This window comes from Phycisphaeraceae bacterium (assembly GCA_019636555.1).
Lineage (GTDB): Bacteria > Planctomycetota > Phycisphaerae > Phycisphaerales > UBA1924 > JAFEBO01.
In genome coordinates this window covers 2,512,697-2,537,846 of the sequence record JAHBXH010000001.1, presented here as the reverse complement: position 1 = coordinate 2,537,846, position 25,150 = coordinate 2,512,697, and the positions used below count along the sequence as shown (strand labels likewise).

The 25,150-nt window shown below is 61.6% G+C and carries 26 protein-coding genes and 1 other RNA gene; 12 read left to right on the top strand and 15 right to left on the bottom strand.

The annotated features are described in order from the left end of the window. Nucleotides 1-39 precede the first annotated feature (39 nt). The 3 genes from KF691_10820 to KF691_10810 are packed head-to-tail and all read right to left on the bottom strand — an operon-like array spanning nt 40 to nt 1,795. On the bottom strand, nt 40-645 hold the full coding sequence (locus KF691_10820; GenBank protein MBX3389932.1) for a hypothetical protein: 606 nt from the start codon (nt 643-645) through the stop codon (nt 40-42). Between the two features lie 41 nt (nt 646-686). Further along, nucleotides 687-1,466, bottom strand: coding sequence for a site-specific DNA-methyltransferase (locus KF691_10815; GenBank protein MBX3389931.1), 780 nt, complete (start codon nt 1,464-1,466; stop codon nt 687-689). Next, a complete protein-coding gene (locus tag KF691_10810; GenBank protein MBX3389930.1) occupies nt 1,463-1,795 on the bottom strand; it encodes a hypothetical protein in 333 nt (110 codons plus the stop codon). The genes KF691_10815 and KF691_10810 overlap by 4 nt, the downstream gene beginning before the upstream one ends. Before the next feature lie 495 nt (nt 1,796-2,290). Here KF691_10810 and KF691_10805 point away from each other — a divergent pair, with 495 nt between their 5' ends. Both KF691_10805 and KF691_10800 read left to right on the top strand, forming a co-directional pair. Further along, the gene (locus tag KF691_10805) at nt 2,291-3,121 is read left to right on the top strand and encodes a hypothetical protein (GenBank protein MBX3389929.1); all 831 of its coding nucleotides are present in this window, start codon (nt 2,291-2,293) and stop codon (nt 3,119-3,121) included. Nucleotides 3,122-3,141: 20 nt separating this feature from the next. Continuing rightward, nucleotides 3,142-4,164 carry a polyprenyl synthetase family protein gene (locus tag KF691_10800; GenBank protein MBX3389928.1) on the top strand — a complete coding sequence of 341 codons (1,023 nt, stop codon included), beginning with the start codon at nt 3,142-3,144 and terminating at the stop codon, nt 4,162-4,164. Between the two features lie 79 nt (nt 4,165-4,243). On the opposite strand, the gene KF691_10795 is transcribed toward KF691_10800, so the two are convergent. Next, on the bottom strand, nt 4,244-5,305 hold the full coding sequence (locus tag KF691_10795; GenBank protein ID MBX3389927.1) for a hypothetical protein: 1,062 nt from the start codon (nt 5,303-5,305) through the stop codon (nt 4,244-4,246). A gap of 233 nt (nt 5,306-5,538) precedes the next feature. Between KF691_10795 and KF691_10790 the strand changes: the two genes are divergently transcribed. Continuing rightward, nucleotides 5,539-6,456 carry a prepilin-type N-terminal cleavage/methylation domain-containing protein gene (locus KF691_10790; protein ID MBX3389926.1) on the top strand — a complete coding sequence of 306 codons (918 nt, stop codon included), beginning with the start codon at nt 5,539-5,541 and terminating at the stop codon, nt 6,454-6,456. A gap of 55 nt (nt 6,457-6,511) precedes the next feature. Next, on the top strand, nt 6,512-7,819 hold the full coding sequence (locus KF691_10785; GenBank protein ID MBX3389925.1) for a tyrosine--tRNA ligase: 1,308 nt from the start codon (nt 6,512-6,514) through the stop codon (nt 7,817-7,819). Between the two features lie 20 nt (nt 7,820-7,839). On the opposite strand, the gene KF691_10780 is transcribed toward KF691_10785, so the two are convergent. After that, nucleotides 7,840-8,886: a hypothetical protein gene (locus KF691_10780; GenBank protein MBX3389924.1), complete on the bottom strand. Its 1,047-nt coding sequence runs from the start codon at nt 8,884-8,886 to the stop codon at nt 7,840-7,842. Nucleotides 8,887-8,964: 78 nt separating this feature from the next. Between KF691_10780 and rnpB the strand changes: the two genes are divergently transcribed. Then, an RNA gene (gene rnpB, locus KF691_10775) (RNase P RNA component class A) lies at nt 8,965-9,429 on the top strand. Between the two features lie 59 nt (nt 9,430-9,488). Here the strand turns inward: rnpB and KF691_10770 are convergent. Genes KF691_10770 through KF691_10755 form a run of 4 tightly spaced genes read right to left on the bottom strand, consistent with a single transcriptional unit; the run spans nt 9,489 to nt 13,196 of the window. Continuing rightward, complete coding sequence (locus KF691_10770; GenBank protein MBX3389923.1) at nt 9,489-9,902, bottom strand: hypothetical protein; 414 nt, start codon at nt 9,900-9,902, stop codon at nt 9,489-9,491. Nucleotides 9,903-9,938: 36 nt separating this feature from the next. Next, complete coding sequence (locus tag KF691_10765) at nt 9,939-10,802, bottom strand: hypothetical protein (protein ID MBX3389922.1); 864 nt, start codon at nt 10,800-10,802, stop codon at nt 9,939-9,941. Further along, nucleotides 10,799-12,229, bottom strand: a complete 1,431-nt coding sequence (locus KF691_10760) for an ABC transporter permease (GenBank protein ID MBX3389921.1) — start codon at nt 12,227-12,229, stop codon at nt 10,799-10,801. The genes KF691_10765 and KF691_10760 overlap by 4 nt, the downstream gene beginning before the upstream one ends. Continuing rightward, complete coding sequence (locus KF691_10755) at nt 12,222-13,196, bottom strand: ATP-binding cassette domain-containing protein (GenBank protein MBX3389920.1); 975 nt, start codon at nt 13,194-13,196, stop codon at nt 12,222-12,224. The genes KF691_10760 and KF691_10755 overlap by 8 nt, the downstream gene beginning before the upstream one ends. A gap of 151 nt (nt 13,197-13,347) precedes the next feature. Between KF691_10755 and KF691_10750 the strand changes: the two genes are divergently transcribed. Continuing rightward, entirely contained in the window at nt 13,348-14,475 is a 1,128-nt protein-coding gene (locus tag KF691_10750) for a PCRF domain-containing protein (protein ID MBX3389919.1), read from the top strand. 6 nt (nt 14,476-14,481) lie between these two features. After that, nucleotides 14,482-15,810, top strand: a complete 1,329-nt coding sequence (locus KF691_10745; GenBank protein MBX3389918.1) for an aminoacetone oxidase family FAD-binding enzyme — start codon at nt 14,482-14,484, stop codon at nt 15,808-15,810. Here KF691_10745 and KF691_10740 read toward each other — a convergent pair. Then, nucleotides 15,794-15,958, bottom strand: a complete 165-nt coding sequence (locus KF691_10740; protein MBX3389917.1) for a hypothetical protein — start codon at nt 15,956-15,958, stop codon at nt 15,794-15,796. The genes KF691_10745 and KF691_10740 overlap by 17 nt on opposite strands. Before the next feature lie 47 nt (nt 15,959-16,005). Here KF691_10740 and aroD point away from each other — a divergent pair, with 47 nt between their 5' ends. Together aroD and KF691_10730 are read left to right on the top strand one after the other, a co-directional pair. After that, a complete protein-coding gene (gene aroD, locus KF691_10735) occupies nt 16,006-17,724 on the top strand; it encodes a type I 3-dehydroquinate dehydratase (GenBank protein ID MBX3389916.1) in 1,719 nt (572 codons plus the stop codon). A gap of 61 nt (nt 17,725-17,785) precedes the next feature. Continuing rightward, nucleotides 17,786-18,115: a hypothetical protein gene (locus tag KF691_10730; GenBank protein ID MBX3389915.1), complete on the top strand. Its 330-nt coding sequence runs from the start codon at nt 17,786-17,788 to the stop codon at nt 18,113-18,115. A gap of 15 nt (nt 18,116-18,130) precedes the next feature. Here the strand turns inward: KF691_10730 and KF691_10725 are convergent, their stop codons facing one another. The 3 genes from KF691_10725 to KF691_10715 all read right to left on the bottom strand — a co-directional run bounded on the left by KF691_10725 (nt 18,131) and on the right by KF691_10715 (nt 19,554). Further along, nucleotides 18,131-18,661, bottom strand: coding sequence for a hypothetical protein (locus KF691_10725; GenBank protein MBX3389914.1), 531 nt, complete (start codon nt 18,659-18,661; stop codon nt 18,131-18,133). A 25-nt stretch (nt 18,662-18,686) separates the two neighbouring features. Then, entirely contained in the window at nt 18,687-19,073 is a 387-nt protein-coding gene (locus tag KF691_10720; protein ID MBX3389913.1) for an acyl carrier protein, read from the bottom strand. An 82-nt stretch (nt 19,074-19,155) separates the two neighbouring features. Continuing rightward, nucleotides 19,156-19,554: a polyketide synthase dehydratase domain-containing protein gene (locus KF691_10715; protein MBX3389912.1), complete on the bottom strand. Its 399-nt coding sequence runs from the start codon at nt 19,552-19,554 to the stop codon at nt 19,156-19,158. A 92-nt stretch (nt 19,555-19,646) separates the two neighbouring features. Here KF691_10715 and recO point away from each other — a divergent pair, with 92 nt between their 5' ends. Together recO and KF691_10705 are read left to right on the top strand one after the other, a co-directional pair. Beyond that, a complete protein-coding gene (recO, locus tag KF691_10710; protein MBX3389911.1) occupies nt 19,647-20,390 on the top strand; it encodes a DNA repair protein RecO in 744 nt (247 codons plus the stop codon). A 100-nt stretch (nt 20,391-20,490) separates the two neighbouring features. Beyond that, on the top strand, nt 20,491-21,972 hold the full coding sequence (locus KF691_10705; protein MBX3389910.1) for an HDOD domain-containing protein: 1,482 nt from the start codon (nt 20,491-20,493) through the stop codon (nt 21,970-21,972). A gap of 13 nt (nt 21,973-21,985) precedes the next feature. Here the strand turns inward: KF691_10705 and KF691_10700 are convergent, their stop codons facing one another. After that, nucleotides 21,986-23,224: an insulinase family protein gene (locus KF691_10700; protein MBX3389909.1), complete on the bottom strand. Its 1,239-nt coding sequence runs from the start codon at nt 23,222-23,224 to the stop codon at nt 21,986-21,988. A gap of 38 nt (nt 23,225-23,262) precedes the next feature. Continuing rightward, entirely contained in the window at nt 23,263-24,330 is a 1,068-nt protein-coding gene (gene thiE / locus KF691_10695; protein ID MBX3389908.1) for a thiamine phosphate synthase, read from the bottom strand. 45 nt (nt 24,331-24,375) lie between these two features. Between thiE and KF691_10690 the strand changes: the two genes are divergently transcribed. Further along, nucleotides 24,376-25,149, top strand: coding sequence for a 6-phosphogluconolactonase (locus KF691_10690; GenBank protein ID MBX3389907.1), 774 nt, complete (start codon nt 24,376-24,378; stop codon nt 25,147-25,149). Nucleotide 25,150: the final 1 nt, after the last annotated feature.

The following is a 25,150-nucleotide window of genomic DNA, read 5'->3' as shown; positions in this document are numbered from 1 at the left end:
AGAGTAGCGTGTAGAAATCTCGCGATGCCCATTGGTTGATCACACTCGCGCCGACTGCTTCGCGACGTACTTGGCGTGGCGTCGGCGTTCTTCGACGAGCATCCAGATCGTATGCACGATGCGGGATGTTCCGATCCCGATCACGCCGCCGATGGCGGTCGCCCACCCGGCCCCGATGCTTGACTCGGCGATCAAGTAGTGCTGCACCCAGAGCCAGATGATGTAGAGCATCGGGCTGAGAATCGCTCGCTGCATCTGCACGAGACCGGCATCGTGCAGGAAGGACATGCCGCGGTAGGCAGGGTTGTGGCTGACAAACTTCCGGAACGGCCCGTGGTTGGCCAGATAGTGCAGGCAGAAGTAGATTGAGAAGTCGAAGACGACGTCGAGCACGAACGTAATCGCGGCGATCGCCTTGGCATTTTCGATGAACTTGGTCGAGTGAATGAAGTGGACGCAGATCGAAACCGGGACGAGGGCGAGAAAGCCCGCCGCGATGATGTTGATGTTGACGTTGACGATCCGGCGTGCGTACCAGTGCGCCACGGCGCGAACCAGCGGATTGCTGATGTGATGAACGACTTCCGCTTCGGCGATCGGGCCTGTCTGGGCCTGCTTGCCGGCTTGTTGGGGGGCGTCACTCATGCCTCGGGTGATCGTAAGGGGAATTTGCTCGGTGACCAGCATCAGGTATCGATCGGATGAAGGGAAAGATTTGTTCGCGAGATTGTCCGGAATTCATTGGATGCCAGCCGCTTCTTCGCTGTTCGCACCGCCGCGGCGGATTGATCGCAGCCGATTCCGATTCTGCCGAGATTCTTTGCCGCGACAAGGGTGGTGCCGCTGCCGCAGCACGGATCGAGCACGGTTCCGCCCGGGGGCGAGCATGCTTCGACAAGAAGTTCGAGCAGCGCGAGGGGCTTTTGGGTCGGGTATCCGGTGCGCTCCGTCGCCATGTTGTTGAGCGAAGGAATGTCGAGGATGTCGGTGGCCTTTTTGGTTTGCCCCTGCATGCGGCGGCTGGTGGCGGGGACGCGCGGCGGGTGGAAATAGTACTTCTTGGGATTCACGCAGTAGAAAAGGATGTCGTCGTGCTTCCGGGCAAAGCAGCGAGGGGACGAGCCGCCGAGCCCATAGGACCAGATGAGGTGATTCACGAAGCGGTCCGGGCCCAGTAGTTCATCGAGAAGCAGGCGGACATGGTGCGATGTGCGATAGTCAATGTGCAGGAGAATGTTGGCGGTCGGCTTAAGGGCGGGAAGCGTGGCCTGCAGACGCTCGCGCAGCCACCGGATGTAGTGCCCGTTGGTCGGCCAGGCGTCGCGATAGCGGGCGGAGTGGCCTCGTAGCCCCGTGCGAGGCTTTCCGGTGTTGAAAGGCGGGTCGGCGTAGAGAACGTCAATACTCGCGCGCGGGAGAGCTTGCGCGAAGGTGAGCCAGTCCGCTCTCGAGAGCTTGGCGGTCATGCGGGGGAAGGTATGGTCGGCCGCGATCGAACCAGCAACCACGAGCAGATTGCGGCCTGAAAAACCAGAATCAGCGGAGTCACGAGCATGATCCGAGCAATTCGATTGCCGGAAAACATGTCCGCGGAATGAATCAGACTCTTTGTGGTGGGAAGTGGAAGGTTGCCCGACAGTTCTGACCATCTCTTGGTATCGATGGCCGAGAGCATCCGGGCTTGATCATCGCAAAAGGCGGAAAGCCCCGCGCCAGCCCAGAAGGATTGGAAGATCACATAAGCGGCAAGCAGCAGGTTTGACGCAACCAGGAGCGTGAGAAGCGGGCGGGTCATTTCAGGAGGCTATCCGAACCGCGCACCTCTTGAGACTTCGTTTCTGCTCCGAATTAAGAGAACGCCAGCGGTGAGAGTGATGGCCGCGTTCGCTGCCCACAATCCCAAATTCGTGTGCAAGTGCTTGCTGGCAGAGGTGACAAGGGGATCGGCAATCCATCGAGCCAAGCCGACCTGGCTGTCCTCAAGCCGGGGATCGAACGCACGTGCGTTTTTGATTGCCAGCGTCCACATTTCTTGATTGGCCTCATAGGTTTGATTGGACTCCCCGAACGCTTGCCGGAGGGGGTACTCGACGTAGGACCACCCCATGATCCGATACGTGCCCGCCACGAAGTACGAGCCATAGGCAAGTACGCGCTGGCGGCAGCCCAAAGGAGCAACACAATGCCGAAGAGTTGTCGCATCCGTTCAGCCTATCCAACCAAACTTTCGGCCAAGAGCTGAGGGTTCGACGCAGACGCAGTTCGCCTGTGGTGCGTACCTTCCGGCTCCATGCCCCGCACCAGCCTCCCAATCCGCACTCGCGCTAATTCCGACAAGCACGATTTGTACGAGCGGGCGGTGCAATGCTCGGAGGCCGAGATCGAGTTTGTGGACAAGACATTTCGGAAAATCCGAGGCAAGCGGGCGACGGTCCTGCGGGAAGACTTCTGCGGCACAGCCGCGACCGCGTGCGAATGGGTCAAGCTACGGAAAGAAAACCGAGCCGTGGGAATCGACCTCGACGGCCCGACGCTCGCGAACGGAAAAAAGAGGCACGTTTCGAAACTGACGGCGGAGCAGCAGGACCGCCTCACGCTCATGCAGCGGAACGTGCTGAACCCGACGGGTGGGGCGGTCGGAGCCGACGCCGTGCTCGCGATGAATTTCAGCTATTGGATATTCCGAACGCGGGAAGAACTCGGCGGCTACTTCCGGAGTGTCTGGAAGAGTCTCGCGAAGGACGGCGTCTTTTTTCTTGATCACTACGGCGGGGGCGATTCGTACCTCGAGATCAAGGAGCGGCGGCGGATCGGCGGGCCGCGGCGGGGGTTTACGTATGTCTGGGATCAGTCCCACTACAACCCGCTGACCGCAGAAAAGATCAACCACATCCACTTCGAGTTTCACAAGGGTCCGGCATGGAAAAAGGCGTTCACGTACCACTGGCGGCTGTGGTCGCTTGTCGAGGTGCGCGAGCTGCTGCGCGAGGCCGGTTTCCGCGACGTCAAGGTCTACTGGGAAGGCGACGACGGCAAGGGAAGCGGCGACGGTAATTTCCGTGAGACGGCGCGCGGCGAGGCCTGCCGCTGCTACATCGCGTACATCGCGGCGATCCGGTAAGACGCTAAAGTGTGGCGAGGATGCAGCAGATCATGCACAGCATCGGTTCGGGCGGCTCCGAATTGACGGAGGTTGTAAGCGCATTTTTGACGCGCGTCGGCGCGATCTTCGATGCGCAGCTCGAATCGGATCTCGCGCCGGTCGCCGTGCTCGTGAAGCATGTCGAGGCGTATCGCGGCAAGATGCTCCGCCCGACCCTGGTCGGATTGTGCGGGTTGGCGACGCGACCGAATGCGGAATTGACGCGCGAACACGCCGTGGTCGGCGCGGTGTGCGAGATGGTCCACATGGCGACGCTCGTGCATGACGATGTGCTCGACGATGCGGAAACCCGGCGCAAGGGTTTGACCGTCAATCGGCTGCGCGGCAACGAGCCGGCCGTCATCCTGGGCGATCTGCTCATCGCGTCTGCGTATCACCTTTGTTCGCAATTGCAGGATCAGCGGGCCGCCCTCGCGGTCGGCCACGCGAGCATGGTCATGTGCACCGGCGAGTTGCTCCAGCTTCACCATCGAGACGACTTCGCGCTCGACGAGAAGACGTACTTTGAGATCGTCGGGCGCAAGACCGCGGCGCTCATTGCGACGGCCTGCGAACTCGGGGCGGCCCGGAGCGGCGGGGATCAGGCTTCGTGCGCGCGGCTCGCGGGTTACGGACGCAAACTCGGGGTCGCGTTCCAGATTCAGGACGATGTGCTCGATCTCACCGGCGAAGAGGAAGTGGTGGGGAAGACCCTCGGGAAAGACCTCGAGAAAGGCAAACTCACGCTGCCCTTGATTCACCACCTCGCGAGTGTTTCCGGCAAGGAGCGGGGAAAGTCGCTCCTGCTTCTCGAAGAGGCGTGCGAGGGGCACGAGAAATCCGCGGATGCCGCGGCAACATTGCGCAGCGCCGTCGTGGATACGGGATCGCTCGACTACGCGCGGTCGGTCGCGCTCCGGCTTGTGAGCGAAGCAAAGGCCGAGATTGCTCCGATCGAGCAGTCAGCGGCAAAGGCCGGCTTGCTCGCCGCGGCGGATGCCGTTGTGAACCGAAGTCTCTGAAGCCCGGTGCAGCCGAAAAAAGAACGCCGACCCTTTGGTCGGCGCGAAGCGGATCCGGTTTGCTGCGGCGACCGGTTGATCAGTCGCAGAGCAGCTGGTCGTACGCAGCGACAAACAGCGAGAAGTCGGCATCGTCCGTGACATTGTCCCCGTTCAGGTCGCAGCGGGCGTCGAGCAATTCGTTGTACGCGCCGACGAAGAGCGAGAAATCGGCATCGTCCACCACATTGTCGCCGTTGAAATCCGCGGCGCAGGTGATCGCGACTTCCAACGAGAGTCGCGGGGCGAACCCCAGCGAGGAAACCGCGTTTTCCTTGGTGTAGATTCGCGGATACGTGACGCCTCCGGTGCCGCCGCCCGGTCCGCCGGAAGTCGGCTCGAGCGTGGTCACGAGCAGGCGAACGAGTCCGCTGTTGAGTGCATTCTGGAGGTAGACGTAGTTCGCCGAGGAGACATTCGTGAGACTGAACCGGACTTCAGTGCCCTGCGGGACCAGAGTGCCGGGCGTCAGTTCCGCGCTGTTCTCATCGGAGAGTCGCGCGAGCGCCATGGGATTCGCGGCGAGTTTCTGCCTCACCTGCAGCGCCACATCGGTCGCGTTCTGAGCGTTGTCGAGCAGCGCGGGAAAGACGTTTCGGGCCTGCTGCGCCGGCTGGACGACCGGCGTGCCGCCGAACGGAGAGTTTTCCTGGAATGTTGCGGCGGAGAAGCCGTTGCGATACCCGGCAGCCCAGACTTCGATCGGCTTGCTCGGATCCGAGTCGGCGACGTACTCGGGGTCGGAAGAATCAAAGCTCGAAGCGAGCGGATCGGCAGAAGGGTCGTAGTAGAACTCGTTGTCGTTCTCGACGAAGACGCTGAGCGTCGCGCTCAGGAGTTTGTAGCGCAGGCGGCCCATGCCGGTGGGGATTTCGGCGTTGGTGTTGAAGCCGACGAGCAATTCGCCGTCGCGGTCATCGAAGCCGGGTTGGTTCAGCGCCGCGAAAAGCGAGGCGCGGCTTTCGGTGCCGGCGGAGAAATTGAACGGGTACATCCAGCGATCAAGCACTGGAGAGGAGTAGGTAGCGTTGAAGTTCTGGGAAAAAGCAGGCGTAGCGGCAGCAGAAAGGCTCGCGGCGAACAGAATCGAGCGGCTGAGCATGCGGAACTCCTTGCGGCAAATGAGCTTGAATCAGAAACGACGAGATTCGTGCTGGAATGCAAAACTTGCGGTTTGACAGGAAATAATGTCCCGTGAGGATTGAAAAGCAAGCGGAGGCTGGAAAATATTGAGACACAGTCTCATTTATATCCTTGGCAGGGGATGTCGTTGGGGGCGACGCAAAGGCGTGGTTTGGACGGCACACATTCATGACTCACCGAAGCCCGCGCGGCATGCAACCCCGAACTCCTGCAAATGAACGCGTCCGATGCTGCCCGATCCGGCGATTGCTCGGGGACAAGGCGTTCACGCTCATCGAACTCCTCATCGTGATCGCGGTCATCGCGATTCTGATTTCGATCATGGCGCCGTCGCTTTCGCGGGCGCGGATGCTCGCGAAACAGACGCGGGAAATGAACGCCGCGCGGCAACTGATGGTTGGATTCACTTGCTATGCGGGGGACAACAAGAACTCGGTCCTGGTCGGGTTTCCGAGCGAGGCGATGGTGAGCGGGGCGATGGTCGTAAACGACGATCGCGGGAACCGGGTGTTCGGGCCGACGGCGCAGCGGTATCCGTGGCGGATCGCTTCGTATTTCGGTACCGGATTCTGTGCGCTCTACGACAACCAGAAGTTGCTCACGGATCTGCGGAACGCCGAGGGCCAGTACGAGAGCATGGGTGTGCACTATCCGTACATCGTGAGCCTCTATCCATCGCTGGGGATGAACATCGCGTTCGTGGGTGGAAGCGACAAGCACGGTGCGAACGACAAGACCTTTCAAAAGCTCTACGGACGCCTGTACGTCGAGAAGATCGATGAGGCGGTTCGGCCCAGCAGGTTGCTGACGTTCGTATCCGCGCGCGGCGATGACCAGCCCGCGCTGCCGGGGATCGGGCGTCTCGACGGGTTTTTCTACGTCGCGCCTCCGTACTGGAACGTTCGCAAGTGGGCACAGGCGTACAAGGAAAACCCGGCCTCGCCTGAGACGGTTGAAGCCAACTCGGGCAATGTTGCACTTCGGTACGGCGGGAAAGCCGTGAGTGTCGCGTTCGATTCTCACGCCGAGATGCTCGGTTGGACGGAGCTGAACGACATGACGCGCTGGTCGAACAAGGCGACGAGCGCGGATTGGGTGCTCACGAAGTAGCGGTCGGACTCGAGCCGGGGCAATCGGAGCACTCGGGCGCATATTCTCTGTCCCCATGAGCACGGGCAGAGACAATTCGTTCCTTGCGGAGATGCGATGGCGCGGGCAACTGCACCAATGCACCGACGAGGCGGGCCTCGAGAAGCACCTGAGTTCCGGCGTTCGTCGCGCATACGCGGGCTTCGACCCGACAGCGGACTCACTCACCATCGGCAACCTCGTAACGATCATGGCTCTCGCTCGTTTTCAGCGAGCAGGACATGCTCCGGTCGCGGTCATGGGTGGCGGAACGGGGCTGATCGGCGACCCTTCCGGCAAGAGCGCCGAGCGTCAGCTCATGACGGCGGAGACGGTCGCGAGCAACGTCGCCAAGATCGAGCGTATCTTCGATCGCATTCTCGATTTCTCGGGGAACGGGCTGACCAAGGCCACGATGGTGAACAACATCGACTGGCTCGGAAAACTCGGCTATCTCGAGGCGCTCCGCGACATCGGAAAGCACTTCTCGGTCAACATGATGATCCAGAAAGATTCGGTGCGCGATCGCCTGCACAACCGCGATCAGGGAATCAGCTACACCGAGTTCAGCTACATGATCCTGCAGAGCTACGACTTTCTGCATCTTTTCCGCGAGAGCGGCGTGACGATGCAACTCGGCGGCAGTGATCAGTGGGGGAACATCGTCGGCGGGTGCGATCTCGTTCGCCGCCTCGTGCCCGCGCCGGGGAACGAGAGTTTCGGACTCACGTGGCCGCTCGTGACGAAGTCCGACGGCGGCAAGTTCGGCAAAACCGAAACCGGCGCCATCTGGCTCACGAAAGAACGCACCAGCTCCTACGCCTACTTCCAGTTCTGGCTGAACGCGGCGGACGGCGATGCCGTGCGATTCCTGAAGACTTTTACGTTCTTGCCTGAAGGCGAGATCGCGGCGCTCGAAGACAAGGTGAAGACCAATCCCGGCGAGCGCGAGGCGCAGAGGACGCTCGCGCGCGAAGCCACGAAGATCGTGCACGGCGAGAGCGAAATGCAGCAGGCCGAAGCCGCGGCGAAGGCGCTTTTTTCGGGAGACATCGCGGGCTTGTCCGCGTCGCTGCTCGATGAAGTCTTTGCGAGCGCACCGTCCGTCACGCTTGCAAAGACTCGTCTTGAGGGTGAAGGTGTCGCGCTGCTCGATCTTTTGGTCGAGATCAACGCGGTGGCCTCGAAGCGAGAGGCGAAAGAGTTTCTGGGCAACGGCTCGGTCAGCATCAACGGCCAGAAAGCGGGTCCGGATCAGAAGCTGAAGACGACCGATCTGCTGCACGGGCGTGTGATCGCGATCCGCCGCGGCAAGAAAAACTGGCACGTGACCCGCTGGGGGTAATTGAGGTGGTAGGGCCGCAGTTACTCGCGGCTGACCATCCGCCGGATCGTGTCCGGACTTTCAGGCTGACCCGTGCGCGTGCTGAGAAGCGCCGCCTGCGCCGTTGAAAAAACAGAGAGCGTGTCCATCGGCGCGGGCGCGGAAATGTGCGGGTCCAGGAGCCGGTCGATCCCGTCGCTCAGAACCTCGATGCTGTGCGGTGCGCTCTTTGCGGTGCGACGGTGGCGAGCCTCATCCACCTTGTCGCCGCTCGGACCGAGGAATTCGAATCCGTCGTCGTAGATGCGCAGGCGTCCGCCGGGCCCGAGCAGCGTGAGCACGCGGTTCCAGCGGCCGGCGTGATCGCTCGCGACAATCGTCGCGGCACGCCCGTCCGCAAACCGGAGGACCGCGGTGAGATCGCCCGAGAGCCCGCGCAAGGAATCGCCGGGTACGGTGTAGACGGTTTGCCCTTGAGACGGCGAGACAAACGACGCGTCCACGGTCTCGGGCGTCCCGAGATGCGCCACGATCACATCGAGCGCCGAGACAAGTTGGGAGCCGAGCGAGCCCTGCTCGGGCGCGTTGTAGAGTTCGAGCGAAAGAGTGCGGACATGGCCGAACTGCTCGATCACCTCGAGGGCATCGCGGTAGCGCTTCGAGTGACGGAGCATCGCGAGCAGCCGGACGGTTTCGGGGGCGCCGGTCTGTTCATCCGAATCCGCGGGCGAGTTCTGGAGCGCCAGCGCGCTCGCCGGTATCGGTTCGAGCGTCGCGATTCTTACGCCGCGCGATCGTGCCGCTCCAAGGGCGCGATCGTCGGCGGGCTCGCGCTCTGTCGCGAAGTCGCCTGGGTCGAGCAGAAGCACGAGAGATGTCTTCGCCTCGGCGATCACCGAACGCAGGTCGTCGGCGGGTTCGGAGGAGAGCTGCTTCGCGAGCGCTGTGGACTCGCCGCGGACCGGAGAGCCGACAGTTTCAATGATCAAGTTGGATGCCGCGGCAAGATCGTGCGCAAGCGAAACCTGATCCGGTCGGAGCCAGACGACGGCGGTCTTCTTCGAGGCTTCCTTGCGCGAAGTGGGCACCTTTGGCATGGTATCCGAAGCCGAATCGCAGGTTGATGGCCGAACCGGGGTTGCGTGAAGGCCGATAGAATGGGGTCAAGACGCGGCAAGGCGGCCGCGGGCGCCGGATGTTCCGGCGTCTGAGGAAAGTCCGAGCACGAAAGGACACGCTGGTGGGTAACGCCCACCCGATCGGCGACGGAGCAATTCGGAGCCCGGTCGAGGGAAAGTGCCACAGAGATTGAACCGCCGATGGCCGCTCTCGCTCGTCGAGAGCGGATCAGGCAAGGGTGAAAAGGTGCGGTAAGAGCGCACCGGCCGGCTCGTGAGGGCCGGCGCATGGCAAACCCCAGCGCGTGCAAGGTCACGCAGTTCCCGCTTCCGAAAGGAAGGCGTTCTGTCCGGACGCGAGGCAACTCCGGAAACGGGTGGACCGCTCGAGCCACGCGGCAACGCGCGGCCCAGAGAAATGGTCGCCACGGCCAGAAGGTGCGCTGGGCTCCCGTCAAGGATCGAGCGCAAACCACCGGCCGGACAGAACTCGGCTTACCGCCGCGTCGGGCCGATCGCGGGCTCTCGGGATGACCGGGGGCCCGCGTCCTTTTTGCCAGCGAATCGTCTGCTCAGCCGCACTTGGCACGCTCGGGCAGCAGGTGGATCGGGACGCTGAGATGCTCTCCACCGCTACCTTCGAACGAGATGATGTTCTGACCGGTGAAAATCGCGAACGAGGCGTATCCGCTTCGCGCGATGCGAACGACGAAATCCGAGTAGCTGATCCGATCGAGCCGGCTCCGTTCGAGCGCCTGCAAGGCGCCGGAGAGTGATGGCGTCTTCCGCGTCGAAACCCCTCGGAGCAGGCCGTTAAACCTGGAAGCAGATTTGTCTTCGAGATCAAAGTAAAGCGTTTCCATGCGGACGAGATCGACGCGCACGCGGGCGATCCCGGCTTGCAGCCAGAGGCCGACGAGATCCGGAAGCGAGACTGCTCCCGCTTCGGCGGTCATCCACAAACGCGACACAAAGTCTCGATCCACTTCATCTCCCCCTTCCCGCGCCGCCGTGCGAACGACTTACCGGCGCGCGAGGATATACACGACCCAATTCTCGTCGAGGGGGTTTTCCGAATCGCATGGGCGCAAGTGGAGTTTGCCCGAAGAATCAATGGCATCACCGAGCCGGTCGTGAACTTCCACCGATCGGAATCCGGCTTCGGTTAGGGCGTCGATGAGTTCGGGAAGCGACCAGAGTCGCCAGTGGTACACAAACGCGTCATTGAGTTCGAAATCGTGCCTTCTTGTCTTTCCCGATTTTTTGAACACGCGGAAGTGGAGCGCATCCAGCACGAGGCCGGTCGCCGGATCGGCGGCGCGCTGCTCGAAGGCGTATTCAACGAGTTCGCCTCGCCACGGAGACGTCGTGGGCGCGCGGAGCATCTGAACGATTTTGCCGGGCGAAAACGCATCGCGCCCGCCGTACAGATCGCACACGAAAACCCCATCTCTGTTGAGAGACTTCCGTACGTTTCGGAGGTACTGCATCAGCGCGGCACGGGAGTGCTGATATCCAATGGGGAAGTTGGTGGCCGCGACGATGTCCGCTCGCGCCATCGCCGTCTTGGCGTCGGCAACCAGCGGTGTGACGCGGGGATGTGCCGCGGCACGAGTCAGCACGCCGGGATCGATGTCTACCGCGATCGCGCGCCGAGCCCGCGACGATGCCGCCCAGGCACGGGCGAGCGCACCCGATCCGGAAAAATCTTCGCGCAGCAGCTTCGGCTTTCGCCCGTGCGCTGCACCGAGAAAACGGATCAGCCTCGACGGCTCGGTTACGCACAATTCGTACAGATCAATCGCCGAAATCGCGGGCGCCGAATGCGCGCCTCTCTTGCCTCTGCTGTTCTCTAGCCTTTTCCCGCTGTGTGCTTTCTTCTTCACGCCATCCGCACCCACTTGATGAGTGTCGCAAAGTTGGGCGGCTTGCCGTACATCAGGACACCGATGCGGAAGATCTTCGCCGCGGCCCAGCACATGAACACCACGGTGAGCAGGCCGACCAGGATACTCGCCGGGATCTGCCAGACGGGGATCGGTTCGCTGCCGCTGAGGCGGAGCACCATGACGAACGGATTGATCATCGGAACGAATGAGCAGACCTGCGCGAACATGGAGTTGGGGTTGCGCAGGATGGGCATCCAGAGCATCATCGGGATGATCAGGATCATCATCACCGGACCCATGAGCGACTGCGCTTCGTTGATGTCGTTGACCGCCGAGCCGATCGACGCCATCAGACAAGCGATCACGATGTATGCGATCATGAAGAAGACGAAGAGGTACACGAGGTTCTGCCATGCGAGCAAGTGCGAGTACGCAAAGAAAATCATGGCACTGATGCCGGCGCTCGAATAAAGGAGCAGGATCAGCAGACCCACGGCGCCCTTGCCGAGGATCTTTCCGAGCATGAGCTGCATCGGGCTGACCGCGGAGAGCACGACCTCCATCACACGGCTCGATTTTTCTTCGATCGTACTGGTGAGAAGGTACTGACCCGCTGTGAACGTGCTGATCCAAAGCAGGAACATGAACGCCCCGGGAATCATCAGTTTGGCGACCCTGTTGGTTGAACGGTCCCCCTCTTTCGTTACCGCCTTTTCTTCGACTCTGGGCCACGCGGTCAGCCCCCTGATTTTCTCCGGGTCTTGGCCCGCGTCGGCCAGGCGGGCATCGACGATCGCGCGATTTGTCTGATTGCGAATGTCCTGCTGCACCTCGACATCCAGGAGCGGCGCCGTGAGCAGCTGATAGGCGCTGAAGTCTGGAAGCCCTTCTTTGTTCAGTTCGGTTGTGCGGACGGTTGTTTCCGGAATGACAAGCAGTGCGAGACGCGCGCTGGTTTCCTCAGCGGACTGTTCCCGTCCGGTCGCCTTCAGAATCTCCTTGCGGGCTTCTTCAACCGATGTCGTGGGCGGAAGCACCGTAACCGTGAGATTTGTTTCCGGTGTGAGCGCGTTGGCAGCAGCCATCGGATTGGAATCGAGCTGCGCCTTCGCCTTCTCCGCCGTCTCCGCGTCTATGCCCATCGCCTTGGAACCTTCCTCCACGGCCTCGCGAATTTTCTTGTCTTTTCTCTCTTTGATCTTTTCGGCGCTGAAGGCTTCCATGATGCGGGGAGCGACCAGACCGCTGGGGTCGACGACCGCGATGTGCCCATAGACGGTCGGGGCTTTCTTGTTCATCAGGATCGGCATCATCACGATCATCAATGTCATGATGAACGGCGGAAAGAGCATGCCGAAAATGAATCCCTTGGTCGCGACAGTCGCAAGAAACTCTTTCCACGCGACGACGAAGACTTTACCCACGGCTGACCTCCTGGAGAGGGGGCTTTACATTGCTATGCAATTCGCGTCGAACCGCCGCGGCATCGCCGCCGACAAGCGTGATAAAGACATCTTCCAAACTCGGGCGTTTGAGTTCGAGCCGGCGGAACGGCGCCATCGCCGCCGCTTGCCGCATCAATTCCGGGACATCGGCGTTGTCTGCAAGGCGCAGATCGATGATTCCGTCGGTCTCCACGACTTCCTTCACGCTAGGAAGAGAGGCCCACGGCTTCTGAACATCCGCCGCATCGATTGGTTCGATCACGACCGTCTTTGGGTCGTACCGGCGCCAGACGTCCTGCAGGGACGAGTCGATTACCTTTTCGCCTTTGTGGATCATGAAAATGTTGTCGCAGAGCTCCTCGGCCTCACGCATCGCGTGGGTCGAGAAGATGATCGTGCGACCCGCATCGTTCTGCTCGCGGATCAGATCTCGCATCAACCGTCGGTTCACCGGGTCGAGCCCCGTGAACACCTCGTCGAGGATCAAGAGGTCAGGCTCGTGAATGACCGATGCAACGAACTGCACCTTCTGCTGCATGCCCTTGGAGAGTTCTTCGCATTTCTTGCGGTATGTCTCGGCCAGACCGACGCGAACAAGCCATTCCTTGGTGCGGCGGTCCGCCTCCGCCGCGTCGAGTCCCTTCAGGCGACCGATGTATTTGAGGAACGCGCCGACTTTCATTTTCCGGTAGACACCGCGCTCTTCCGGCAGGTATCCGATTCGGTCTTTGCTCTCGACTGCGGAGGATTTTCCGAGCACGCGCAGCTCGCCCGAATCCGGGAAGATGATCGACATGATCATCCGAATGGTCGTGGACTTTCCCGCGCCGTTGGGACCGATGAAGCCGTAGAGCGAACCTTCAGGGATATCCAGGTCGAGATCCTGGACGGCGCGCTTCGGACCGAATGTCTTGTTCAAGCCTCGAATTTCGATGGCGTTGGTCACCGTGTTCCTCCTCGAAACGCCACGGGGCGATCACCCAATCTTTGGCAGTCGGGCAGCGCCGTTTTCACCCAATCAATAATTTGCAGCGCGTACATGAATGAGGCGACCTCATCGAATTATGAATTCGCGCCCGAAGCGGGTATCGTTCCGCATGTCGACCGGGGCTTCAATTTCAAGTGATGCAAGCGCGGCACTCGCGGGACTGCCGATGCCTGTCCTCGAAAAGCTGGAGGCGCTGCGCCGAGAGTATCTCGATCTTGATGCGCAGCTCCAGGACCCCGAAGTCCTGACGGATCATCGGAGAGTGCGTGCGCTCTCCGTCAAGAAATCGGCGATTGCGCCGGTGGCGGCCGCGGTTCAAGAATTTGAACGGCTGGCGAAGGAAGTCGAGGATCTGGAAGGTGCGTCCGCGAGCGGTGACCGCGACTTCGCGGCATTGGCGAAGGAAGAACTGCCCTCTCTCAGGCAGAGTGCAAAGAGCGTGATTCGTGAAGCCGTGCGCAATCTCGTGACGGCGGAAGATGCCAAGGTCGGCTCGGTGATTTTGGAGGTTCGTGGCGGCACCGGCGGTGACGAGGCGGCGCTTTGGTGCCGCGATCTGTTCGAGATGTACACGAAGTACGCCGGAAAGAAGGGCTGGAAATTCGAGGTGCTCGACTTCGTGCCCGAGACCGATGCCGGCGGCATCCGCTCCGCGGTCGCCAACGTTCGGGGCGACGGAGTTTGGAGCGAACTCGCATTTGAGGCGGGTGTGCACAGCGTCAAACGCGTGCCCGCGACCGAGGCGGCGGGCCGAATTCACACCAGCACGGCGACCGTCGCCGTTCTCCCCGAGCCCGAGGAGGTCGATGTCAAAATCGACTGGGCAAACGACGTCGAAGAGTTCGCGACGCGCGCGCAGGGCCCGGGCGGACAGAACGTCAACAAGGTCGAAACGGCGTGGCAGATCCATCACAAGCCGACAGGAATCATCATCAAGATGATGGAAGCCAAGAGCCAGCAGCAGAATCGTGAGCGCGCGCGTCGGCTGCTTGTGACCAAGCTCTACGAGGCGGAACGTCAGAAGCAGCACGCCGAGCGCTCGCAGGCAAGAAAATCGCAGATCCGCGGCGGAGATCGGAGCGAGAAGATCCGAACGTACCGCTGGAAAGAAGGAATCGTCGCGGACGAGCGCCTTCCGGGGGAATATCAACTGCGCGACATCATGTCCGGCGATCTGAGCAAGCTGATGACCGACCTCGTGGAGCAGGAAACCGCGAAACGCGTCTCGGAGCTGTGACCCCAAATGCCCCGGCACGTGGACATCGCGGTGGTGGGCGCCGGGGCCGCCGGACTCTTCGCTTCCATTTGGGCGGGGCGGGCTCTGCAAAGAACCGACCTCAATCAGAGCCGCGGACTTCAGTCCGCGCGGAGCTGCGGTCGGATCATCGCTCTGGACGGGGCAACGAAACTCGGCGCAAAGATTCTCGTTTCGGGTGGTGGGCGCTGCAATGTCACGCATCACGCCGTTGATGAAAGTGCGTACGCCGGGAGCAGCAAGAACGCGATACGCAAAGTGCTTCAACGCTTTCATGTGGAGCGGACCGTCGAGTTTTTTCGCGAAGCCGGCGTGGAGCTCAAACGCGAAGAAACGGGAAAGCTCTTTCCCGTCTCCGACGACGGGCAGACGGTGCTTGATGCGCTGCTTCGCGCTGCCGCGGGAGCCGGAGCGGATGTTGTACACCCGTGGCGTGTCGCAGCGATTGAGAGGTCCGAGGGCGGGTTTGTGATTCATCGCGAGCCCGTCGGGGAATCGGGTGAATACGTAAGCGGCGATCGCGTGCTTGCCCGCCAAGTGATTCTCGCCACCGGAGGTAAGAGTCTACCCAAGACCGGCTCCGATGGATTGGGTTTCGAGATCGCAAAATCGCTCGGACACTCGATCACTTCCCGCGTGTTCCCCGCGCTCGTGCCGCTCACGATCTCGAAGGATCACTGGCTCACCCATCTCAGCGGCGTGACGCTCCCCGCGACACTCGAACTCCGTGCCGCGAGCGGCAAGCGCCTCATTTCGTTCACAAACTCGACGTTGATCACGCACTTTGGATTGTCGGGGCCGAGCGTGCTTGACATGAGCCGGTACTTCACCGATGCAAAGTTGAGCGGAGAGTCTCCCCCGGTTCTCGTGCTGAACTGGATGCCGAGTGAGTCGATTGAAGCGCTTGACGCCGCGCTGAGCGCGGCAGGTCGAAGTGGGGGCGTTTCGATTCTTCGATTTTTTGAGACCAAACTCGCTGAGCGCATCGTTCGTGCGGTCTGTTTCGCGGTGGGTGTCGATCCGGCGGCTTCACTGAGCGAAATGACAAAGGAAAAACGCAGGGCGCTCGCCATCGCGCTCACCGAGTTTCCGCTGCCCATTACCGGCGACCGAGGCTACTTGTTCGCCGAAGCAACGGCGGGCGGAGTTCCCCTCTCCGAACTCAAACTCGACACGATGGAGAGCCGCGTCTGCCCCGGGCTTCACATCTGCGGCGAGTTATGCGATGTCGACGGGCGAGTCGGTGGGTTCAACTTCCAGTGGGCGTGGGCGAGCGGTTATGTGGCTGGGTGTGGCGCCGCTACCACCAGCGCATGAGCCAGCCAATCCACCAGACCGCGACCACTACCGTCGCGATGCCACATAGGACGAGGAAGGCTCGAAACAAGCCGCCCGCTGCAATCAAGCGGTCGGTCACGACGAAATCGATGAATGCTTCCGCGAGGGAGTGGATCCAATCAATCATCGTTCTTTCCCGCCTGCGTTCGGTTCGCCGGGCCGTACACTCGGCCCGTGACTCTGCTCTGTGTTCCCATCCTTGTTCGGGATTTGCAATCCGCACTTGCGGACGCGAATGCCGCGAAAACCGCGGGCGCCGATATCGTCGAGTTTCGCATTGATGATTTCTTCGATCCCTCCGTGGTGGAGGCCGACCCCGATCGACGCGAGCGGGAAATCTCGCGGATGGTGAGCAAGAGCCCGCTTCCGTGCATCGTGACATGCCGTGCGTCGAGCGAAGGGGGCGGATACTCGGGAAGCGATGATGACCGCATGGCGCTCTACGAGAGGCTTGCGGCAAGCGGGGCAAAGAACGCCTCTCCGCCCCGGTACCTGGATATCGAATTCGCATCGCTTGCGAACGAAGCGGTGCGTGCGCGGATCGCGAAGCTCGCGGTCGTGGACGGTGAGAACGCGAGCGGGCTGATACTTTCCGCGCACGATTTCCAAGGCAGGCCCAGCGATCTGACGAGGCGCGTGCTCGCGATGCGCACCGATGGTTTTGCGAGTGTCCTGAAGATCGCCTATCGCGCCCGTTCTCTGCGCGACAATCTCGAGCTTTTCGAGATGCTCCGCGAGTCGGATCGGCCGATGATCGCTCTCGGAATGGGCGAGTTCGGCCTGATGAGCCGCGTCCTCGCCCCGAAGTTCGGCGGGTTTCTTACGTTCGCAAGCCTGCGCCCGGAAACCGTCACGGCTCCCGGGCAGCCGACGGTTTCGGACCTTCTCGATCTCTACCGGTTTCGATCGATTCGAAGAGCAACGAGGGTGTTCGGCGTGGTCGGCTGGCCGGTGGCGCATTCGATGTCTCCGCTGGTTCATAACGCGGTCTTTGCCGAGCACAAGTTCGATGGTGTGTATCTTCCGCTCCCGGTTCCCGCGCCGGACCAGCAGAATCCCGGCGGCGCCGAAGCGGCGTTCGCAAGTTTCAAAGCAACGCTGGGCGCGTTGATCGACGACCCGTCGCTCGACTTTGCCGGCGCGAGCGTGACGCTTCCCCACAAAGAGAACCTGGTTCGCTTCGCGTTGGAGCGGCTCAAAGCCGAGCCGGGAGTCTGGTCACTCGACGCCGTATCGCTCGCAACCGGTTCTGCCAATTCTCTCCTGGTCGAGAGAGACGGCTCGCGCGTTCAGCGCGCACGCGTTTTCAACACCGATGTTCCGGCCGCTGTCAGTCCGCTTCGTTCCGCGCTCGCCGGGCTCGAAACAAAGACCGTGTTCGTACTCGGCTCCGGCGGCGTCGCCCGTGCGCTGGCATTCGGGCTTGCGCATGCAGGGGCAAACGTAACCGTTTTCAATCGAAACGTCGCACGCGCCGAGGACGCGGTCGCCGCGATTTCGAAGCACCTGCAAGGCCGCGGTAACTTGCGTTTCGCGGCGATTGGCACGCTCGCCGATTCACCGATCGCAGACGCGTATGTCCAATGCACTCCGGTCGGCATGGCCGGAGGGCCGGAGCCGACCGGAAACCTCGTTCCGATCGAAAAGTTGTTGCAAGTGGACACCAGCCGGCGAAACACGCGCGCCGCCAGCGTCGTATTGGACACTGTCTACAACCCGGTTCAAACGCCTCTCATCCGGGCGGCCAAGAGCGCGGGGTGGGGAACGATCGACGGCGTCACGATGTTCATCGAACAGGCGGCGCTGCAGTCGGAAGCCTGGACGGGAAAATCCGCTCCGCGGCAACTGATGGATCGACTGGTACGTTCGAAGTTGAATCAACCGCCTGAATAGGCGCTGAAATCGGGAAGGGGTTTTCCAGAAAGACTGAGAGCAGGTCACGAGAGGGAATGGCATGTTGTATGCGCCGATCCTGTATCCAAAGACGTACGCGGTTTTTCTGTTGGTCGCCGCGATGGACGTGATCTGCACGTGGATCGTGCTTTCGTTGGGCGGACGGGAGATCAACGCGCTCGCGAACATGTTCCTTCAGCGCTGGGACGTGCACGGTTTGCTCGCGCTCAAATTCGGCGTCTGCGTGATGGTCCTCCTGACCTGTGAATTCATCGGAAGGCGCAAGCCGATGACCGCGGCCCGTCTTGTGATGGCCGCGATCGTGCTGAACTGCTTTCCGGTCGTCGTCGGAACCGCGCAGGTCGCCGGATTCCTGATGATGCAGCCCTGAGCTTCAATCAAAGCGTTACCAGGCGCCCGCGACTCCGCTTGAACGCAGCAGAGTCTTGAACGAATCTCCGAACACAAAGTTGTGTTCCGGGAACTTCTCGCCGCTCATGTTGTTGTCGAGATGACTGAACATCATCTCGAACTTTCCGATCGGCGCCGCCGATGCGCTCGCGCCGCGAGCGCCGTACTCGAGCAGATCGATGGTCCCGGTCGTGGCGGCGCCGACTTTGTCCATCTGTTGAATTGTGGCGCAATAGCGGAGCGTCTGACCCGGAAAAGCGTCCCGTTCGATTTCAAACTTGCCGATCTTCGCGAGGATGACTTTCTCGCGAAATTCCTCCGCATGTCCGACCAGAATCCCGGCTGTCTGGGCGCACCCCTCGACGATCAGGCTCGCGGGCATGACAGGCAAAGCGCCGCGCGACCCGCTTGCAGGAAAATGATCGTGCAGATGATCTTCCGCGAGGCTGATGTGTTTGATGGCGACCAGCCGCTGCCGGGGCACAATCTCGACGACGCGATCGATCCACATCCAGCGCATAGGCATCGCAATTGGTAGACCGGCGGCGGTATTACTTTGCAGCGAGCTTGCGCTCGACAAACGTCACGAGCGCATCGACCGTGAACACTTCGGCGACTTTGGTGATCTGCGGATCGGATTCGAACTTTGAAAAGTCCGCGTGCGGCAGGCGCGCCTTGAGCGCCGCGAGACCCTTGGGCGTCACCTTCCCGTCCTTCACATATTCCGGATCCTGGGCGACGTTTTCGGGGAACAACTCGCCCTGCGCGATCTTGAACCCGAACTGCTGCTCGAGTTTAAAGACGATGTCGAGAAAATCGATCGACTCCGCGCCGAGGTCCGTCGTCAGCCGCGACTGCGGCTTCACGTCGTCCTCGTCCACCGCGAGCGCGTCGACCAGAACATCGCGAACTTTCGAAAAGATTTCGTCTCGTGTCATGCGTGCTTATTCCGTCTCCGCGAGTCCGCGCCGGGCAATCTCGGAGACCGCGATGATAGCCGCGGGTCGAGGGGTCGAAACCTCACCGGCGAACTGGCCTGAGCGCAAAGCGGCCCGACACCGCGACTTTGGCCTCGCTACTGGCATCAGAAGGTGAAATCCGGCTCGCCTCACCCTTGAACTCGATCGTGCCGTCATCGGCCTGCTTGCCTTTTTCGACGGTCACCCGAAGCGAATCGCCCGGGCGTACAAACGCGCCGTATTTCAGAGCACGCACCTGCCCCAGCACCATCGGCGGCTCAGACGGACCGGCAAGGCGGCGCGCTGCCTGCACCATCGCCTCGAGCATCATCACGCCGGGAAGCACCGGGTATCCGGGAAAATGATCCAGCAGATACTCCTCCGCGTTGCTCACGTGCTTCTGCGTGACGATCCGCGTCGGTCCTTCTTCGATGATGGAGTCGATCAGGGCAAAGTGCATCGGTTGAGCATATTCGCAAGAATCCTGAACCGGTGGTCGATTCCGGAAGTCGCGCACGTGTTCGACGCGTTCCGGCACCCTATTTTTCAGCCTTGGCCACTGTTCACGACGACGCATTCTGCATTCGCGTGTGGGACTGGTCGGAAACAAGCCAGACCGTGTCCTTGTTTTGTCGTGCGCATGGAGTCGTTCGGGGCCTCGCAAAGGGCGCGAAGCGCGACGACGCTCGGTTTTCCGGCGGCTTCGAGTTGTTCACGCGCGGGCAGGTCGGGTTGATCCTGAAGTCCTCCGAAGCGATGGCGAGTCTCACGGCGTGGGATCTGTCGCATACTTATCGCGGAGCGCGCGCTTCCTTGGCCGCCTTTTATTGCTCGATGGCCATGCTGGATTTGGTCAATCACATGGTCCGCGATCACGATCCTCATCCGGCGCTGTTCGACGCACTGGCGAGCGGCGCGGCACAACTCGGTGCCGGGCACCCGGTCGCGGGCGCGCTGACTCGGTTTCTATGGAGCGTGCTCGTGGAGGCAGGATTCCGGCCGGAACTCGACCGCGACGTCCGCACGGCTCAACCGTTGGACGATTCCGGACCGTTGACGTTCGATCCACGGCTGGGCGGATTTTCTCGATCGAGCAACGGCGCCGCGGAAGAGGGGTGGCGCGTGCGACCTCGCACCCTCCAGCTCCTCAGGACTCTTTCGGAAAACGGGAACAGTGTCTGCGAGCCCGAAGACCTACTCCGGGCCGCCAGACTGCTCTACGCCTACGTCCGAGAAACCGCAGGAATTCCGGTTCCGGCGGTCGAAGCAGCGATCCGGGTGATTCGCGGCGCGTGACTTTCGGACTCCGAGGTTCAGCGGGCGTCTCTGCGCGTCGATACGGAGGTATTCCGGACGGGGTTCGTCGCCCCGGATTCTTGTCAACCGCAGAAGCGCCATGGATCACGAGATCATCGAGGAAATCCTGAGCTGCTCGTCGCTGCCTTCGCTGCCCGCGGTGGCGCTGCGCGTCGTCGAATTGACCTCGAACGTGGATGTGAAACTCCCGGAACTTGCGACCACGATCCAGAACGATCAGGGGCTCGCGTCGAAGGTTCTTCGAACCGTGAACTCTTCGTTCTACGGTCTGCCGAACCGCTGCGCGAGCATCAACAAAGCGCTTGTGCTGCTCGGGCTCGGCCCGGTGAAATCGCTGGCGCTGAGCTTCTCGCTCATCGGATCGATCGGTGATCAGGACGACGGGTTCGATTATCAATCGTACTGGCGCCGGGGTTTGTATACCGCGGTCGCCGCGAAAGTGGTCGCCGATCACCTCAAGCTTCCGGTTGCGGATGAAGCGTTTCTCGCCGGTCTTCTTCAGGACATCGGCGTCGTCGCGATGCACCGCGCGCTCGGATTCCGATACGCGGAAGTCACCGAAGCGGCCGGGGGCGATCACCGTCAACTCGTCAAGGCGGAACTCGGCGCGCTCGAGGTGCAGCATCCCGAGATCGGCGCGATGCTCGCGCAGCGCTGGAAATTCCCCAATGAACTCATCATGCCGGTGCGATATCACGAGCGCCCGACCGCTGCGCCGCAGGGATATCACGAGATTGTCCGGCTCATCGGGCTGGGGAATCTGGCGCACGATGCGCTGACCGATGCCGATCCCGGTCCCGCTCTGCGCAAGTTCTATCAGCGGGCGGATCAATGGTTCGGCATCAAGTCCGATGCACTGCAGACTCTCATCCGGAAGATCGCGGATGGCGCGAAGGACATGTCTTCGCTGCTTCGCCTCGACACCGGTATCCATGCCGACACCGAATCGATCGTTCGCCAGGCCGAGCAGCAGCTGATGGACATGGCGTCCACCGGGGCTTCCTCCTCACAGACGCTCGAAAACCTGCTGATCGACTCCAAACAATTCGACCCGCTGACCGGCGCGGTGGGGCGTGCGGGTTTCGATCTGGCGCTCAAGAAGGCATTCGAATTGTCCAGCACTTCAAATGAACCACTCGCCCTGGTGCAGGTCGCTCTCGATGGCCTGCAAAGCGCGGCGATCAAAATCGGCACGTCGGCCGGTGATGAGACTGTGAATGCATGCATCGTTCTGCTGCGAAAGCATTTTTCTGCGCACGGCGGAGTGATATGCAAGCTTGGCGGCGATCTGTTCGCCGTCGTGCTCTACGGAACGAACGGTAAGGCTGCGCAACGGGCTGCCGAGGAGTTCCAGGGTTCTTTCATGAAAGCCACATTGACCTGGCCACTGGGTGGCGGCTCGGTGACAGCTTCCTTCGGCGTGGCCTCGCACGAGCCTGGCACGCAAAACACGTACGCTGGCCTTCAACAACTCGTCGTCAACTCGGTCAATGCGCTGAAAGCCGCACGGGCCGGGGCCCCAACCGGCACGTCGATCTCCGCCAACCGCGCCGCCGCGTAAGTTGAGATACCTGTTAGGAAACCGAGTCGGGCGTCAGGACTCCGATCGTCGCGGGTGTGAGCGGAAACTGATCCGCGACCGATCGCATCTCTTGCAGCGAAACACGCCCCATGCGGTCGACTTCTTCGTCCAGCGATTCGTAGCGGCCAAGTTCGGTCCAAGAGCGCCCGAGCCTCTGCATCCGGTCACTGGGTCTCTCGCCTCCGACGGTCGCTGCGGTTCGAACCTTGTTCCGGAGACGCTCGAGGTCGTCTTCGGTGAGGCTCTGCGCCAAGTCCGCGATCTCTTTCAGAATCACCGCCTGAATCTCTGCTATGCGACCCGGTTCTCCGGCCGCGAAAATGTAGTAGTCACCTGCGCCGTCGTGAGCGCCGAAGCCGCACTGCGCATCCTCCGCGAGCCCGGACTCCACAAGCGCCCAGTGCAACCTGCTGTTGTCCGGTGCTCCCAGGACCTGTGACAACATGGCCGCGGCGTAACGGCGTTCATCGTCGGCGGCCGGCCCGGGTGCCATCGACAGCAGATAACCCCGGGCGACTTTCGCATCGGTCAGCCGGACTTCTACAGGCGCATCGATGCGTCGCGTGATCGGAGCGATCCGAGCGGCCGGCTTTGTCGGCATCCAGCGGCAGCAGAGTTCGCCGATGTGATCGCATGCCTTGTCGAAGTCAATTCTGCCCGCCATCGCGACGGTTGTGTTGTCCGCCGAATAGCGCCTAGCGAAGTAGGAACGCATCTGCTCACTTGTGAGCTCGGTGATCGTCTCGGCTGTTCCCAAAACACGGTGCCCCAGGGGGTGAGGCGCGTAGTGGCTTTCGGTAACCGCTTCAAACAGCACCCAGAAGGGATTGTCTTTGTACATCGCGATCTCTTCGAGAATGACCGATTTCTCGGTGTCGAAGTCGCTTTGACGAAGAGCCGGACGCATCATGCGCGCGAGTAGTTCCAGCGACTTTGGAGCGTGCTCCGGGAGCGACGACGCATAGAAGCAAGTCATCTCGCTCGTCGTGTAGGCGTTGTTCTTTGCGCCGATCTCGTCGAACGCTCGATTGAGCTGCTCCGACGAAATATCTTCCGTGCCCTTGAACATCATGTGTTCGAGGAAGTGGCTGACTCCCATGATCGGCGCGTCTTCGTCGCGTGCGCCGGTCTTGACGAAAAAACCGGCTGAAAACGTAACCGCCGCGGGATCGACTTCGGCCACGATGGTCAGGCCGCTGGGAAGTACGCGCTGATGGAACTCGATGGGCATGGCCGAGTTTAATCGGCAAATCGGACCCGCGTCGGCGATCAGCCGACGTCGGCGAGCCCTTTGATCGCCCGAGAAAGCCCGCGGCAGACTTCTTCCGGGTTTGGCGATCCGCACACCGCCGCGCTTGTCGCGATTCCCTGACACCCCGCTCCAACAAGTTGAGCCACGTTTGCCTGAGTGATCCCGCTGATCGCCAGGTGAGGCACCCTTCGAGTCGCCTCGTCGGCGATGTACTGTGCAATCAGGGCGGGCCCGCTCAGGGCAGGCTTGGCTTTCGTGGACGAAACAAACATCGGTCCAAGCCCGCAAACGTCGGCGCCTTCCCGCACCGCGAGGCGCGCGTCCTCTATCGTCGCGCAGGAGACTCCGATCCTGAGACTCCCGCCGGCGATTCGTCGCACATCGTTGATCGAAAGATCACTTTGCCCGATATGCACGCCATCGGCTCCGGCAAGAATCGCGATGTCGGGGCGATCGTTGATCACCACCGCCGCGGCCTGCTTGTGCGCGAATTCCACCAGCGTCCGCGCTCGTCCGAGCAGTTCGCGATCGGCGATGCCTTTTTCGCGAAGTTGTAAGCAATCCGCTCCGCCGTCGATCGCCCGGCGCGCGACTTCTTCCCAGCGGTGGTGCACGCAAAGCGATTCTGTGATGAGCACGCAGAGCGTCCACTGCGGGCCGCGCCCGCCCATGAGCGCGAGCTCGAGATCTCGACAAAGGTCGTAGGCTTGGTAACGAATTCTCTCGATCGCGGCCGCAACCGGGAGCGCGCCGCGGATCGCTTTCGATGATTCCTCGAGCACCCGCAGCGACTCGCCAAGTCGCGAAGACGCGGCGCTCGCAACCGCCGATTCAGATTCGCGCCCCGGCAGCACAATCCCCGAATCCTGCGCGCCCACATCGCCGGCCGTATTTCGCCACGCGAGCAGCGTCGCGCGATCAATCGGCAACTGACCGAGGCAGCCCGTCAGATCGTGCCGCAGCTTCTTGAAAGACCGCGAGAGTTCCGAATGATCGAGGCGAAGTCTTGCGAGATCCTCAAGCACGCGGAGCGCCTCGCGGGCGCGATTGGAATTCGCGTCGACGACGCGGGCAAGTGCGGGCATGCCGTGAGCCTATGCACCGAGGGTCTGCTACCGTTCGCCAGGATCATGCGCGAAATCGAACCCCGCGATTCCCGCGATTCGCCGACCGACCCCCCGGGTCGGCGCAGACCCGCGCTCCCGAACGGCACGGTCATCGTTCGTCGCAACGCCGATGAATTGATGGACGCCGTCGCGACGGATCTCTTTCTGCACGCGGGAGCGTGCGTGCGTCAGTTCGGCGATTTTCAGCTCGCACTCGCCTCGTGGCCGGAGGCGGAACCGTTGTTTCTTCGGCTCCTCTACGACCCGCGCTATCGGGAGTTGCCCTGGCGACGAACGCACCTTTGGGTGGTGGAGGAAGAACCGGGCGGCAAAGAGACGCACTTCGAACTGCTGAAAGACTCGATCGTGGCCCAATCGGATATTCCGGACGAACAAGTGCATCGGCCGCTCGCCGGTGAGGACTACGAGGATGATTTGAAGAACGTGCTGGGATGGCGCGAAAAGGGACAAGATCGCCTCGACTACATGCTTCTGCCGGTGCTCGCCGGCGGATTCACGCACGGGTCGCCGCTCACGGGTCCAGATTCGCCCCTGATCGACTCCGGCCACGGCAGAATCCGGATGTCCCGAAGGTTGATCGAGGCAACGCGGTTTATCTCCCATGTCGCGCTCGGTGCTGACATGGAGTCGGCGATCAGAGAAGTCACGCGCGCCAAGAATGGCTCGATCCGCCTGCTCGCGCGCGAAGTTCGTCCGATCGGAGGCGAACTCCGCTGGTATGTCGAAGAAAGCGCGTGCGAAAACCGGCCCGGACCTCCACCTATCCCGCTCGAGTAAC